11 protein-coding genes are annotated in these 15,990 nt (G+C 40.4%); 6 read left to right on the top strand and 5 right to left on the bottom strand.

The window, feature by feature from the left end; all coding sequences use genetic code 11:
• The first annotated feature begins 157 nt into the window (after positions 1 to 157).
• The 3 genes from F5613_RS06695 to F5613_RS06705 all read left to right on the top strand — a co-directional run bounded on the left by F5613_RS06695 (position 158) and on the right by F5613_RS06705 (position 8,264).
• Positions 158 to 4,300 (top strand): hybrid sensor histidine kinase/response regulator transcription factor, encoded by a 4,143-nt coding sequence (locus F5613_RS06695; protein ID WP_179399189.1) that lies wholly within the window; start codon positions 158 to 160, stop codon positions 4,298 to 4,300.
• Between the two features lie 135 nt (positions 4,301 to 4,435).
• On the top strand, positions 4,436 to 7,162 hold the full coding sequence (locus F5613_RS06700) for an alpha-L-rhamnosidase (protein ID WP_179399190.1): 2,727 nt from the start codon (positions 4,436 to 4,438) through the stop codon (positions 7,160 to 7,162).
• 166 nt (positions 7,163 to 7,328) lie between these two features.
• Positions 7,329 to 8,264 (top strand): sugar phosphate isomerase/epimerase family protein, encoded by a 936-nt coding sequence (locus F5613_RS06705; protein WP_179399191.1) that lies wholly within the window; start codon positions 7,329 to 7,331, stop codon positions 8,262 to 8,264.
• 31 nt (positions 8,265 to 8,295) lie between these two features.
• Here F5613_RS06705 and F5613_RS06710 read toward each other — a convergent pair whose 3' ends face one another.
• Positions 8,296 to 8,448 carry an HAD family phosphatase gene (locus tag F5613_RS06710; protein WP_179399192.1) on the bottom strand — a complete coding sequence of 51 codons (153 nt, stop codon included), beginning with the start codon at positions 8,446 to 8,448 and terminating at the stop codon, positions 8,296 to 8,298.
• 1 nt (position 8,449) lies between these two features.
• The gene (locus tag F5613_RS06715; protein ID WP_179399193.1) at positions 8,450 to 9,115 is read right to left on the bottom strand and encodes a DUF4844 domain-containing protein; all 666 of its coding nucleotides are present in this window, start codon (positions 9,113 to 9,115) and stop codon (positions 8,450 to 8,452) included.
• Positions 9,116 to 9,721: 606 nt separating this feature from the next.
• On the opposite strand from F5613_RS06715, the gene F5613_RS06720 reads away from it, so the two are divergent.
• Complete coding sequence (locus F5613_RS06720; protein ID WP_394353452.1) at positions 9,722 to 10,753, top strand: TQO small subunit DoxD; 1,032 nt, start codon at positions 9,722 to 9,724, stop codon at positions 10,751 to 10,753.
• Positions 10,754 to 10,827: 74 nt separating this feature from the next.
• On the opposite strand, the gene F5613_RS06725 is transcribed toward F5613_RS06720, so the two are convergent.
• Together F5613_RS06725 and F5613_RS06730 are read right to left on the bottom strand one after the other, a co-directional pair.
• Entirely contained in the window at positions 10,828 to 11,448 is a 621-nt protein-coding gene (locus F5613_RS06725) for a class I SAM-dependent methyltransferase (protein ID WP_179399195.1), read from the bottom strand.
• Between the two features lie 72 nt (positions 11,449 to 11,520).
• Positions 11,521 to 12,618 carry an AraC family transcriptional regulator gene (locus tag F5613_RS06730; RefSeq protein WP_179399196.1) on the bottom strand — a complete coding sequence of 366 codons (1,098 nt, stop codon included), beginning with the start codon at positions 12,616 to 12,618 and terminating at the stop codon, positions 11,521 to 11,523.
• 491 nt (positions 12,619 to 13,109) lie between these two features.
• On the opposite strand from F5613_RS06730, the gene F5613_RS06735 reads away from it, so the two are divergent.
• Both F5613_RS06735 and F5613_RS06740 read left to right on the top strand, forming a co-directional pair.
• Positions 13,110 to 15,170: a glucosidase family protein gene (locus tag F5613_RS06735; RefSeq protein ID WP_218858893.1), complete on the top strand. Its 2,061-nt coding sequence runs from the start codon at positions 13,110 to 13,112 to the stop codon at positions 15,168 to 15,170.
• 48 nt (positions 15,171 to 15,218) lie between these two features.
• Positions 15,219 to 15,518, top strand: a complete 300-nt coding sequence (locus F5613_RS06740) for a hypothetical protein (RefSeq protein WP_179399197.1) — start codon at positions 15,219 to 15,221, stop codon at positions 15,516 to 15,518.
• 16 nt (positions 15,519 to 15,534) lie between these two features.
• On the opposite strand, the gene F5613_RS06745 is transcribed toward F5613_RS06740, so the two are convergent.
• Positions 15,535 to 15,924: a VOC family protein gene (locus tag F5613_RS06745; RefSeq protein WP_179399198.1), complete on the bottom strand. Its 390-nt coding sequence runs from the start codon at positions 15,922 to 15,924 to the stop codon at positions 15,535 to 15,537.
• Between the last annotated feature and the right edge of the window lie 66 nt (positions 15,925 to 15,990).

The raw sequence follows: 15,990 nt of genomic DNA on the forward strand, positions 1-15,990 counted from the left end.
CGGACGGATTGTCTGATGCATTCAAACGGTTTTCATTTACGTTCAAAATGATTGTTCTATGTGTTCAAATGTTTGTTCTTTTGTTCAAATGGAGTCTGCTACAAGCTGTAGCCCGATTATTATGCTTATTTTCGCATCGGAACAAACAAATCGGACTATGTTGATCGCTGATTATCCATACAGAAAAAACACCTTCGGTGCACACCTGTGGCTGCTGCTTTTTATCTGCATATTTTCTTCCTGCCGCCCTTCCGAACCGGAAACCGGACAAGGATATAGTGCCGGAGCAGAGAGCCCGGTGATCACGAACGATATTTCAAACCAACAGATCAAAGCCTTTGCCGAGGATGCGCAAGGTTACATCTGGGTGGGAACTTTCCGCGGACTGAACCGATATAACGTACACGAATACCATCAATATTTTTGTACGGACGACTCGTCGGGATTACCGGATAATCAAATAACGGACCTTTTACTTGACTCGAAAGGCAGGATGTGGGTGGCAACCGTAAACGGAGTCTGCATCTACACCGATAAGGATAATTTTCAGCGTATTCCATTCGATCATGAAAACAATAATATTCACCAACTGATGGAGAACCGCGAGGGGCATATTCTGATGGCTACCGAGCAACAACTTTTTGTTTACAATTCCGACCGAAACCGACTGGATTGTGTGTTGACGGATCTTGATCCGCAGCATACCTTCAATACGGAATGTCATATTGATAATGAAAACAACCTGTGGGTGGTAAATTACAGTTCGTTACGTAGGTACAACGCATCAACGATGGAGCTTCTGGATTCCATAGCTACAAAGAGTTACCCTTATCACTCTTTTATGCATGGCGACGAACTTTGGCTTACAGGCAACCAGACTCTTTCTATCTTCGACACACGAACCCGCCAGTACTGCCCTGTTCCGGAGGTAATTGCCAGACATCCCCAGCTGGCTTCGGCCGAAATCGATTATATTCATCCTTATGGTTCACATGCATTGTTGCTGAATACGACCAAATACGGGATGTTCTGCTATAATTATAAGGAGGGTACCGTGACTCATCAGAGTGAAGATGGCTTTCCTTTTGAGGTGCCTCGTTTTAAGATTAACCAGCTGTTTACTGATTCGCAACAGAATTTGTGGATAGGTTCTGTTGATCAGGGTTACACCGTTTGTTACAACTATAAGGAGCGTTTCAACAACAATAATTACCTGCGCTCGCGATTGGAAAATAAATCGGTTGTGTCTATAGCCGTCAGTAAGGAGCAGGATCTGTGGATTTCAACCCTGATGGACGGACTGTTCGTTTACAATATGCGGAACCAGAAGATGGAGTCGATAGATTTGGATCGCCTTTTGCCACAGGCTAGCAAGAAAGCTGTGCATGTAAATCAGTTACTAGTGGACCACAGTGATGCGATTTGGATGACTGTAACAGATAACATGGTACTAAAGTGCCGATACGTAAATGGACGGTTGGAAGTGGAGAGCAGGTTTCAGGTATTTCTGCCAATGTCAATCACCCAGGATGAACACAAAACCATCTGGATCGGCACGGCTACTCCTTATGTATATGCTCTTAAGCAAGGCGACACTCAATTTCGTACAATTCAGGCATTCGATACCCGGTTTACCTTTATACCCGGTCTATTGCCTTTACGTAACGGCAATTTGCTGGTTGCTGCTTTTTATCAACCGATGAAGCTGATTGATCGTGAAAGTGATGAGATTAGCCGGTTGGAGGTGACCGACGAGGATATGAAAGGCAGCATACAACGCTCTGTTTTTATTCCAACGGCCCTACATGAAGATAGCCGGGGTGATATATGGATAGGTACAGTAAGTAACGGTTTACTTTGTTACACACCATCAACCGGAAAAATAAGGCCTGTATTGGGTAGTCCCTGTCTGGATATTTCTAGTATTGAAGAGGATGAACAGGGGCATCTTTGGGTGAGCACGCTATATGGCCTTGGAAAATACGACCGCTCTGTTGGTACTTTTACCAACTATTTTGCTGCGGATGGAATTGGCGGGAACCAATTTTACGACCGGGCCTCTTGTCGCCTGCCCGACGGAACGATGCTTTTTGGGGGAACGCACGGACTTACTTTCTTTAATCCGCTGGATGTCCCTGCAAAACGGCATGTCCCGTTGCTGTTCGAGGATTTGAAGGTTCACAACCGGCTGATACATCCCAATGAGGCCAATTGTATTGATAAACATCTATCGTACCGGCCGGATATCAGACTGAGTCACGACCAGAACGGATTCAGTATATCATTTACCGCCCTGGATTACTGCGAATTTGAACGGGTGCACTATCACTATATGCTGGAAGGATTTGATCATTATTGGGTGGATGCCCGCAACAACCGCGAAGCCTACTATGCAAATCTGCCTGCTGGAACCTATACTTTCAGGGTGAAGATAACAAATAACGACAAGAGTATCGTAGACACCGAAAGTTCGATTCGTGTTATCGTGAAGCCCGCTCCCTGGAACACCTGGTGGGCTTACACGATCTATCTCATCTGTGCGGCGGCTGTCGTACTTCTTTTCCTGCGGGCCTTGCTGCGTATCAAAGCCGAAAGAGAGGCGGCGCATCTGGCAAAATTGGAGAAAGAGCAGGAACAGCGTGTCAACCAGATGAACATGAGCTTCTTTGCCAATGTTTCACACGAGTTCCGAACACCCCTTACTATGATTTCTGCTCCCATTATGCAGCTGTGTAATGCCCCGGACATTACAGGAGAGAATAAAAACCTTCTTTGTATCGTTCAAAGAAGTGTTACGCGTATGCTGCGTCTTGTAAACCAATTGATGGACTTCAACAAACTGGAGAATGACAGTCTGAAGCTGAAGGTTGCAAGAATGGATATCATCGCTACCCTGCAACGGCAGGTGGATGTCTTTTCACTGAGCGCACGTGATAAAGGTATAATTCTGAATACATGCGGAATGGAGGATACGTTTCTTATGTGGATGGATGAGGATAATGTGGACAAGGTTTTTGCCAACCTGATGTCTAATGCGCTGAAATTTACGCCCGAAGGTGGAAGTATACAGGTGACTTTTGATTTAATTAATCAGCAGGAAGCGGCATCTCTTTTTACTCTAAATGAGTCTGCGAAAGATATGCAATACGTAAAGATATGTGTCGCCAACACCGGGAGAAGTATTCCGGAAGATCAGCTTGAAAAGATATTTGAGCGTTATTACCAGGTGGCAAATCAAACGGAAGGTTACTACAACTGGGGAACAGGAATCGGGCTGTATTATGCCCGTTGCCTGGTTAAGCTGCATCACGGACACATTAAGGCTTCTGTTCCGGACGAGGGAGGTGGAGCTGTATTTACTTTTATCCTACCAGTAAATGATTGCGCTTATACCGAAGACGAACGAGTGTCGAGGCAGACAAGGCAGTCGGATATCTTCCCGCTGGATGACGAATACGAGTCGGACCGCTACGATAATCATAAATTATCAGATCTGCAGGAGTTGGGTTATTCTGACACTGATAAGCAACCAAAGGGTGCAGAAGAACGTAAGAATATACTTGTGGTGGACGATGATACCGAGGTGGTACATTATCTGAAAACACTTTTATCGCCACACTACCGTGTTATCTGCCGTTTCAATGTAGATAGTGCCCTGAAGGCAATGCAGGAAGAGGCGCCGGATTTAATCCTGAGCGATGTGGTTATGCCCGATAAAGATGGTTACAGCCTTTGCCGTGAGGTTAAAGATAACTTGCAGTTATGCCATATTCCCGTTATATTGGTGACAGCCAAGGCCACTTTGGCTAATCAGGTGGAGGGGCTCAATATCGGGGCTGATGCGTATGTTACCAAACCATTCGATCCCGGTTATCTGCTTGCCCTGATCAACTCTCAACTTAAAAACCGGGATAAAGTAAGGAATATTCTCAGTCGATCTACTCAAACGGATAAGATGGACGAGAACATCCTTTCACCGCAGGATAATGCCTTTATGACCGACCTGTATCACTTGATGGAAAATGAACTCTCTAATCCGGAACTGGATGTGGTTCGTATGACGGAGCTGATGCACATTTCACGTACAAAATTTTACTATAAAGTAAAAGGTTTGACTGGTGTAAACCCCAGTGTGTTTTTTAAGACTTATAAGCTTAATCGGGCGGCGGAACTTATAAACGAAGGAAAATATACGGTATCTGAAATAGCGGATATGACTGGTTTTAGTACCTTGTCTCATTTCTCAGCCAGCTTCAAGAAACATTTCGGTACGAGTCCCAGTGATTACCATAAACCTTAATTTACTAATATTCTGGCAAGAAACGAACTTGTTTTATCATTTATGAAAAGTTGAATGGGATTTAATAGATTAGTTTTGTAAAATTATTTGTTACTAATCAGATTTGTTTTACCGAGAATTAATCCTATCAGAAGTATGAGGCAATCATTGTTTTGCATTGGAATTTTAGTAGCATTCATCTTGGTCGGTTGCAGGGGCGGAGGAGTCGCTGTAACTTCCCTTAAGGTAGAAATGCAGGAAAATCCACAAGGAGTAAGTGTTTTGACCCCCCGTTTTTCGTGGCAGATAACCTCTGTCAACCCCGATTTAGTGCAACAATCCTATTGGATTCAGGTGGCTCGTTCTGCTGAAGATCTGCAGCAGGGCAAAGAGCTTGTTTTTGATTCGAAAGAGGTGCAAAGCGACCAGTCGGTTCTTGTTCCATACAGTGGAGAACCTCTGCAGTCGAAGGGTGTCTATTATAGGAGAGTAAAAGTGATTACAAATCAGGGTGCTACCGATTGGAGTGATGTGAAGCACTGGTCTATGGCTTTCCTGAATGATTCGGACTGGAAAGCTTCCTGGATTGGCGAAGATTCAATCTCGAACCCTAACGAAACAGATCAGGGCAACACACGATTGGCTGCCCGTTACTTACGTAAATCTTTCGAGAACAAGGCTTCAGTCAAACGCGCTGTGTTGTATATTTCCGGACTGGGATCGTATGAAGCTTATCTGAACGGTAAGCGTGTGGCCGAAGATGTTTTTGCCCCCATGCCTTCGTGGTATCCGAATAGGGTGTATTATAATGTGTACGATGTTACCTCGTTGTTGCAGGAAGGGACAAATACGGTAGGTGTAAAGTTGGGTAACGGACGTTATTTCGGCATGCGACAGTCCGAGACAATGATGTTTGGTCTGCCCCGTCTGCTGGCACAACTTGAAATTGAGTATACCGATGGATCTGGCGAAGTGGTGGTTAGCGATAAGTCGTGGAAGGTAACTTCGCGCGGCCCGATTGTGGCCAACAATGAATTTGATGGCGAAGAATATGATGCCCGGTTGGAACTTCCCGGTTGGGAGTCTGCCAATTACGATGATTCCAATTGGAAAGAGGCTGATATCATGACTGCATCGGCTGGAAAACTTACGGCACAGCCCAATCCAAATATACAGGTTCAGGATGAGGTGTCGCCTGTCAAAATTACCAAACGTGCCGATGGTACGTATATTCTGGACATGGGACAAAATATGGTGGGATGGCTTAAAATAAATAATCTTAGAGGAAAGAAAGACCAGCCTGTTCGCTTCCGGTTTGCAGAGATTCTGAATCCCGACAGCTCTTTGTATCTGGCAAATATCCGTTCGGCTTTGGTTACGGACGTATATACGCCTGCCAAAGACGGAGAGTTTAGCTGGGAACCCTCTTTTGTTTACCACGGATTTCGTTACGTAGAGATTTCCGGACTCGATTACCAGCCGGAACTTACCGCTTTTACGGGTAGAGTGATTTACGATAAAATGGAAACAACCGGACAGTTCGAAACGTCCAACCAGATTATAAACCAGGTATTCAAAAATGCTTTCTGGGGTATCCGTGGTAATTATCGCGGAATGCCAACCGACTGTCCCCAACGTGATGAACGTCAGGGCTGGCTGGGAGACAGGGCGACCGGTTGTTTTGGCGAAGCATTTGTGCTTGACAATGCCTCTCTGTATAGCAAATGGATGCAGGATATTGAAGATTCTCAAAGTCCGGAGGGAAGTATCTCGGATGTTTCGCCAAGGTATTGGACCATTTACAACGACGATGTGACCTGGCCGGCAGCTTATTTCTATGGAATGAAGATGTTATGGAAGCAGTACGGTGATACAAATCCGATTGTAAAGCATTATGCTTCCATGAAACGGTACCTGGAACATATCCAGCAGGTATCCATGAAGGACTATATTCTTACCAAGGATACGTACGGCGATTGGTGCATGCCGCCGGAATCGCAGCAATTAATCCACTCGCAGGATCCGGCCCGTAAGACCGATGGTGCGATTCTGAGTACAACCATGTATTACAGTTTGTTGAATCTGATGACCGAGTTCGCAGAGATTTCAGGAAACAAAGGAGATATACCAGGATATAAGGATCTTGCTTCCAAAATTAAGGAGGCCTATAATACCCGCTTCTTCAATAAAGATTCTGCATTGTACGGCAACAATACGGTTACGGCCAACATACTTTCGCTTCAATTGGGTTTAGTGCCCGAGGGATATGAAGCTAAAGTATTCGATAATATAGTAAAGAAGACTGAAGTTGATTTTGGTGGACATGTAAGCACCGGGGTATTAGGTATTCAGCAGCTCATGAGGGGACTTACCCAATATGGCAATGTGAATTTGGCTTATAAGATAGCAACGAACGAGACCTATCCCAGCTGGGGACATATGGTTAAAAATGGTGCGACCACGATTTGGGAGCTATGGAACGGAGAGACAGCTGATCCTGCCATGAATTCGGGGAATCATGTGATGCTGCTGGGTGACTTGTTAATCTGGTATTACGAAGATCTGGCAGGAATCAAATGTGCGCCGGGCTCGGTTGCTTATAAAAAGCTGTTGATGGAACCCAAATTCCCCCAAGGTTTGACTCATGTGAAAGCTGCTTATAAGTCGGCTTACGGAGAAATCCGGAGTGAATGGAGCAAAGAGGGGGATATCTTCTCATGGGATATTACCATTCCCGGCAATACTTCTGCCTTAGTCCGCCTCCCGAAAGAATTGAATCTAGCTTCTCCGAATCAGCAGGGTGTACGGAAAGTTACAGAAAATGAAACTATGATTGAAATCGAACTTGGATCAGGAACTTATCACCTCTCCAACAGTAAATAATTACCTGAAAGGAACAGCCTTTTATTTATACTTCTTCTAATTAGATCGAAAACTGAAAGAATAAGCATACGAATGGAAATTGATATGCTATATTTGCAATGCAAAATAGAGCAAAATGTTTTAAATGTGTTCAATCTCAGATTATACTATTAATTTATAAAAGGTTATGAAAAGATTCTTTAGACAATGTGGAAAATTAATGGCTGCGTTTACTTGCGTAGCTATTGCGATCGCTATGCTTGCAATTCCAGAAATGGCTTCGGCAAAGGGAAACAAGAAAGTAGGGATTCAACTTTACTCGGTAATGGATGCAGTAAGAGAAAATCCCAAAGCATCGATCGAACGTCTGGCCGGCATGGGTTACAAGGCATTCGAGTTGGTACAGTGGGGTGGTGATACGAAGGTGTTTGGACTTCCTGCAGAAGAGTTCAAAGCTCTTTGTGATCAAAACGGTGTGAAAATCATCTCTACGCATTCTAGTATTCAGGAAGATACGGCAAAGGAAGATGAGATTATGCAACGCTGGCGTCAACTTTTTGAGATTCAGAAAGCATGTGGTGGCAAATATTTTGTTATCCCTAGTTACAATGTGGACTACACCGTGAAGGATGTACAACAAATGTGTAACTATTTTAACCGTGTTGGTAAGATTGCAAAAGAGTATGGGTTGAAACTTGGATATCACAATCATGCCAACGAATACAAAAAACTTAAGGATAGCGACAAGGTTATGTGGGAATATCTTGTAGAAAATACAGATCCACGGTACGTATGTTTTGAAATGGATGTTTATTGGTGTACAAAGGGAGGCAAAGATCCTGTAGCGTATTTGAAGAAATATCCTAAACGTATCGAGATGTTACATATTAAGGATGAATTTGTGATTGGCGAAAGTGGAACAATCAATTTCGAGGCTATATTCAACCAATTCTATAAGAATGGAATGAAGAATTACGTAGTTGAAATAGAAACTCCAAAAGCATTAAGGGAGAAGACCAATGCAGACGGCAGCAAATATACGAAGGAACAGATTATGAATGAGATGTTCGTAGCGGCACAAAAGAGTGCGGCGTACCTTACCAATGCCAAGTTTGTAAAATAATCTCTATCCTGTTTTTAGATTTAAATCAGATCTATAAGTTATTGATCTGATTTAAATCTAATTCTTCGGGAGCAAGTATAATTCCATGCTTTTTTAAAAAGAGTAACCAAGCATCCTTGTGGAATGGTATGCTATCCACTAAAGTACCATCCATATCAAATATTATAGCTTTTATCATTGCCATTTTAAATATTTCTGAAATACTTTATCTGTTTAAGTCTTAATTCAGCTTGTTCCATAGTAAATTCCGCTTTGGGAAGTTGTTCAACAATTTTGTAATTTTCGAATCGGGCTTCCTTTACATTAGCCCCTGTTGATAATAGATTATATTCATTACAGTTTATACACTGTATTATTTCCCATGAATAGTCAGGTATACCTTCTTCTTTTTTTATAATGTAAGTTTTCAATTCAGTATGGCATTTTGTGCAGTTCTGAGATAAAGTCTCTATAATTCTATCATCTCGTTTGATAAATGCAGTTATTCTTAATAATGTACTTAGTATTCTTCCGTATAACCAACCGTTAAGATTGTCTTTAAAGTCTACAGAAACTATCTCGGAAAGTTGAAAGAAATAGTCACATATAAATTCACATTCTTCAGTGTCGTAATCAGACCTTTTAAAGTTTTTTAGATTGTTCTCTAATACATTTTTTAGCTGTCTAGTTGAAAAGTCTGAATTAATGGCTTCTATTAAACTGTCTGCAGACTTGTTGAATAACCGCTCTAGTCGCTCACAAATATCATTGTCTGACGGATTAAGACCTCTCTTATACCAAGCCGAATCCGAAAATTTATTAAGATTTTTGAAAGTATTGAGTTGTAGGAGAATGTTTTTTTTCTCGTCCATCGTATTTTAACTATTAATTTATAGAGTGCTTTTATGAAGATAACGGTGTATACGTGATAATAATTGTCAAATATAATATTATTTTTTATTCTATTCTGCGAACAGAGATTTGAAAAGGTTAAAACAAAATCCATGCCTCTCTGTTACTATATATGATGAGGCTTAAGTTGTATAAAATAAATAAGAATCGGTTATTGCTATTACCCCTGGCAATATTGCTTTGTTTTTCTTGTTCACTCAAACAAGAGATAAAGCAGTTCTTTGATATTCCCCTCAATTCATCAGTATACACGCCTAAACCTACTGATTCGAGGGTTTGTACAACTGCGAATTTTGTATCGGTAACCGATCATCTTTCTAAAACGAAGCCTCAGGGTGAAAGTAAATTTATTGTTAACAGTTCTGATTGTGAGACTCTTTCGCTGATTTGGATAACTAAATCTGTGATTTATGAGGGAAATAAGCTTCGAGGAGAATCCGGAGTTCCCATATTTAAACTTCAACGAAAGCTAATTATTTGATTTCTAAACAGATTTTGTGTTTTATGGATTAAATACAATTTAATCCATCCATCTTTTATTTGTTTAATTTTAAATATTTAGGAATATCATGATTCAAAATAACAAAGAGTTGCAGCAAGCATACTCACTTTCCGGAGCTTTTACTCTTGCGTTGCGTTTAGTGGTTGGTTGGACCTATTTTTCTGCATTCTGGAGAAGGTTGATCCTCGATAACAAATTAATCGCCGATGAGGCAGGATACATTGGAGAAAAATTCAATCACTTTTTGCCAAACGCGTTGGGTATAAAGCCAATTATAGAATATTTAGTTTCCAACCCGGAATCACTTTGGTGGGCTATGGTACTTTTTACAGTTGTGGAGGCGATTGTAGGGCTATTTGTTATGCTGGGTTTATTTACCCGTCTCATGAGTTTGGGAGTTTTGGCACTTGCTACCGGCATTTTACTTGGCTCAGGATGGTTGGGAACCACCTGCCTTGATGAATGGCAGATCGGAATTTTGGGTATGGCAACCGGATTCTCAATCTATTTTACAGGCGGAGGTGTATATTCGATGGATCACGTCTTATTCAGGAAGTCTGCCATGCGCCAATCCAGTTGGTTCGCATGGATCGGATCGGGTGTGTTGCCTATATCTTCTAAAGTCTTAAACCGGATTATTCTTGCTGGATCTGTAGCCATATTAGGTATGACGTTGTTTACCAATCAGTATTTCCATAATGGTGTATGGGGTGAGTTGCATAATAAGTCCGTAAAACCCGTTGTGGAGATATCTGACGCAAAATTGGATAGTAGACAACTTACGTTTACAGTTTACAGAGTGGAAGGTGCTGATGTATACGGTTCATTTCTTATCGGGATTGAATTAAAAGATAAGGATGGTAACAGTCTGATTAGAAAGGATGGGGCCGATTTATCGAAATTTCAGGAATTAGATATAAAAAACCGATACGTTGCTAAAGTTAAACCCGGAAAACACAGCTTGATTATTCCTCTGGGGAGTAAAGCCGAAATCAGTATTGCCGATGATTTATTCAACACCTTGCCAAAAGGAGAATATAGCCTGATTCTTACAGATATTAGTGGCATTACATGGACTCAAACAATACTTAATTAAGGATTGGCAAGTATAGTAAAGGATATCAGAAGCGTTTTTAAAGGCTTCTGATATCTTTTTGTTATAAATTCAGCTTATTTTATGTGTGATTTGCGTGCAATCATCCGTATGATGGCCGATTCTCCGCTATGTCCGATGCCTTCTGAAAGAGTTGTTATACATTTTTCAAGTTTGATAATTTCCATATCCTGAAATATCGTTGACAGCTCATCTTCAGAGAATAACATATCAATATCTTTGGGTCCTCCTGCCGATTCATTTTGTTTTTGATATTCACGTTGCTCCTTGCTAAAACCCTCAAACAAAACATACCCTCCTGTTTTCAAGAATGGTAGCAGCCTCCTGAAAAATTCTGTTTTGTTTTCTTTAGGTATATGGGCATATATCAAGGCTATAACATCAAATTGTGAAGGTCTGTATTCAACCGAATCAAAGCTTGCAATCTGGTAGTTTATGTTTACATTCTGTTGATTGGCTAATTTTATGGCTTTGTTCCAACCCTCTTTACTTAAATCGAATGCTTCTACTTTCCATCCGCATTGGGCGGCATATACAGCATTTCGGCCTTCTCCTTCGGCAGGTAATAAAATCGTGCCGATAGGATGTTTAATAATATACTCTTTAAAAAATGCATTCGGATTCGTTCCGTAAATATATTTTCCGTCGCGGTATCTATCATCCCAGAAATTACTCATATCCATTCAATTTAAATGATAACAATCCAAAGTTACATAATAATTTGGATTTTCTCTTTAATGGCTTTGTGCTTACTGCTGGTCTTTTTGAAAATATTCTGAAGGTGTCATTCCCGTAATCAGTCGGAAGTTACGTAAAGCCGTTGCGCGTGAACGATAACCTGCATCAAAAAATGCATCCTGAAAGTTTACCGGTTGCTTTGCTTTAATCTGGTTAAGAAAATCTTTTATACGCAGATGGTTTATGTAAGCGGTATAGCTTTCGTATCCATTGTCCTGTATTACCTGATTCAGGGTTGTACGGTTGGTACAAAGAGCCTGCGCAAGCGTATTAAGAGATAAGTCGGGATCCCGCCAGGCAAAAGTATTTTCCATATAGGCATTCAATCTGTCGATCAGAATTGTGTTCTTCACTTTGGTGAATGATTCTGTACAAGGAGCAGATGGCTCTTCCTCTTTTTGTATGACTGTCTCCGTCACAACGGGTTTTCTTATTAAGCGTACAAACAGTTCCATATAAGCTATATAAAGGCTGCATCCCACACTTACGTAATAGTAAAGTGAACGAATAATTGGATTTTCGAAAGTTAATACAAGAATGTATGCCAATGTATTAAGTGAAAGTGTAAAGACATACTTTCTTATCCATACGTAATCCGTGTTGTTATATCGACGGGTGTATGGGATAAAAAATATAAATAGAATAGGCATAAAGATTAAAAATGCAAGCGTAAAGCGGAAAAGTACATCGAAATTTCCGATATGAGAAACCATATCAAGAAGAGTGTTGTAGGGGGTATATTTTATGTTTGCCCAAAGGGAGATCTTGTATGTAACCAGTATGAAAAGACAGGGAGAATACAGTTTAAGTATCCGTCTAAAATTGAGCCATCCGGGTGAAATGACCTCAATGGGATACATAATGTAACTAATTACCATAAAGATCGCTACTACCAACATCGGGACGGATACTATTAATTGGGGTACTTCTCCGTTTATAAGATTTATGAAACGTGTTGTATAGCTGATGACCGAAAACATAATGATGCAAGAGAGAATGACTCGTGATCGTTCTCCGTCTTTACGACGAAAAAAGAGCAACAGAGAGGCAAGCAGATAGACCAATGCTGCCGAAAAAGTAAAAATTGTAGCTAAATTTATATATTGCATTATTTTTTTATAGTTTTGACGCAAATATATAAAAAAATCTCTTTTGTTAACTAAATATTTAGATTACATATCTCATGAATAAAAAAGGGGGAAATCCCTTACGAGTTTTCCCCCTTAAAATGACTAAATGTGTCCAGACCATTTATCCAAGATACTTTGGTTGCTTCGGTTTAGAGTAAAAAAATCAGTATCTAGAAATTGATGAATCATTTTTTCTGGATTCTTTTCATTGATATCGGCTTTTCATTGGGTATTCGATTCAGTTTTTTGTTATGTGTATTTGATGTGCAAATCTATGGATAACTCATTTACTGCATGTGCTATTTTTACAAATTTGATGTATCAAATTTACAATTTCTGGCATTAAGTTGTAATTTTTGGACTTTTTTATGTAATAAATAGGAACGATATCATACAAAAAGGAAATAGTACATATATTTGAAAATAATTAATAACTTTGCTCTCATCTAATACGAAATTATGAAACGATTATGAACACAAAAGTTTTAAATAGGCTTTACTTTAATAGCAGATCTATTAATTTATTTTTATTTCTCAGCATTTTTTGTTCATTGGGGTTGAATGCTTCAGATAAGTATAATGATAAAAGGGTTAATAATTGTCGTTGGAACTTAAACTCCGAAGGTGGAATTTCATGGATTGTAAACAAGGATAAGTACCCTCATACCGATCATATTGAAATGAGTGGGAAACGGGTGTCGGTTGTATTGCGCTATGGAGTGAATCAAGATCAGGAGTTTGAACTTAATAAGAGCTTGATATGGCCTCTACTTAGAACAATTCCTAATAATACGCATGCAAGTCTGATGCGAAGATTTAATTGGAATCCATTGAATATGGTTCTGGTGAATGGCAAGTCTCTGGATAATGAAAAGGTGGAACAGATTACTTTGGATGGCCTTTTGAGGGTAGAAAGTTTTTTTACTATGGGAGGAAAAGGAAACCTAAAATTAATCAGAGAATATTTTCCATCTGTAGATAAACCTGCTTTAGTTGAACTCTATCGTATCATTAATCCGGAAAAAAGCAGTGTGACTGTAGAAATTCCATCCAGTTTGTCGGTTATAGAAACACTTCGAGATGAAGGTGTAGATGGAAGTTACCGGTTGGCAACAGCAGTTAACCGAAACGGGAGCTATCATTTAGCCGGTGGAGATACATTACTTTTTACAGGATATATCGCTGCGTACAAAATGAATGATCCTATTGAAAAGATTGATGGAGAGGTGGAAAAACAAAAGAGAGTGGAATTAATTAGTTTTTTGAAGAGTAATTTAGTGTTGGAAACCCCAAATGACACCATTAACCGCATGTTTGCTTTTTCGAAAATAAGAGCTTGTGAGAGTATTTTTGAAACAAAAGGAGGACCGCTTCACGGTCCGGGTGGCGAATCATATTATGCTGCTATCTGGGCAAACGACCAGGCCGAATACGTAAATCCTTATTTCCCTTTTGTCGGTTATGCCTACGGAAACAAATCTGCACTGAATTCGTTCATGCATTTTTCCCGTTTTATGAATGAAGAATGGAAACCAATACCAAGTTCCATTATTGCAGAAGGTCTGGATATTTGGAATGGCGCCGGCGATAGGGGAGATGCTGCTATGATTGCATACGGTGCATCCCGCTATGCATTGGCAAGCGGTAAACCGGATGAAGCTGATAAACTTTGGCCATTGATTGAGTGGTGTCTTACCTATTGCAACAGGAACCTTAATAAAGAGGGGGTGGTTCTTTCTGATACGGATGAGCTGGAGAATCGTTTTCCAAGTGGTGATGCAAATTTGTGCACCTCTTCTTTATACTATGATGCTTTACTTTCGGCGGCCTATCTTTGTGATAATATGGGAAAGCCAGCGGTGAGTAAGCGTTACAGGAAACAGGCTGCAATTTTAAGGGAGTCAATTGAAGCTTATTTTGGAGCAACAGTGGAAGGCTTTGATACCTATGCATATTTTAAAGGAAACGATGTGCTCCGCTCGTGGATTTGTATCCCATTAACGGTAGGTATCAATGAACGTGCTGATGCTACGATTAAGGCCCTGTTTTCGCCGCGTTTGTGGACAGAGAATGGATTGCTTACACAAGCCGGAAGCAATACTTTTTGGGATAGGTCCACGCTTTATGCATTGAGAGGTGTTTATACGGTAGGGGCTACTAAACTGGCAACAGATTATTTAAATTATTACTCGAAAACCAGGTTGCTGGGAGAGCATGTCCCTTACGCTATTGAAGCGTGGCCCGAAGGAGGGCAGAGACACTTATCTGCAGAAAGTGGCTTGTTTGGAAGAGTTATAACCGAAGGATTGTTTGGAATCCGTCCCACAGGTTTTAAATCGTTTATAGTTACACCAAGACTGCCGGAAGAATGGGATAGAATGGCTTTAAGGCGGGTAAATGCCTTTGATACAAGCTTTGATATAGAAGTAAAACGTTTGAAAAATAAATGGTTGGAAGTTACATTTATTGAAGGAGGGAAAACCCGGATAAGCAAAATTAAGGATGGTGCATCCTTACAGTGTAAGTTTTAATTAAGGTTGTCTGATAGATTTATTGTATGATCTGTAAAAGTATATAAAATGAAAGAATGCCCAAATTGCCATGAAGAAATGGAAGACAGCTATGATCTGTGTTGGAATTGCAATTACAGTATTATTGAGAAAAAAGTTGTAAAGATTACAGAGACCGAAGAGGGAGACCGTGATATAAATTGCATTCGTTGCAATATATCCCTTAAATACGCAGGGAAATATAAGTTTCACGAAGGAGGTACACCCGGATTCTTTGGCAATTTTTTTGAATTATTTGTCAACCGTGAATCCTTCGAACTGTATGTATGTCCCCGGTGTGGTAAAGTAGAATTCTATACTTCTGTTTGAGAAATAATTAAACTGTTTAAGCCAGGATTTCAATGTAGTTGCCTTCCGGGTCAAGCACAACACTTTCGTAGTATCCATCACCTGATGTTCTGGGTTCTCCTTCAATAACGTAGCCATCCTTACGGAAACGCTCGGTAAGGGTGTTTACAGTCTCTTTGCTACCTACGCTGATGGTAAGGTGGGCAATACCCATTTTAAATCCTCTTTTTGAAAGATTATCTGCTATTTCCGGCCGATGCATTAGCTCGATGCGACATCCACTTTCGTTGAATGTAATAAAATAAGAGGTAAACTTCTTTTGCGGATTGAAGTATTTCTCTCCTGAAGTAGTATTAAAGTAGGTAAGATAAAACTGTCTCATTTTATCTATATCTTCTACCCATATTCCAATATGATCTATTTTCATGGCTTGTTTTTTTACGGATTGTGGTTATCCCTTGAACAAAGATAGGAGCAAGAGTTTGAATAAACA

The organism is Macellibacteroides fermentans (assembly GCF_013409575.1).
GTDB classification, from domain to species: Bacteria; Bacteroidota; Bacteroidia; order Bacteroidales; family Tannerellaceae; genus Macellibacteroides; species Macellibacteroides fermentans.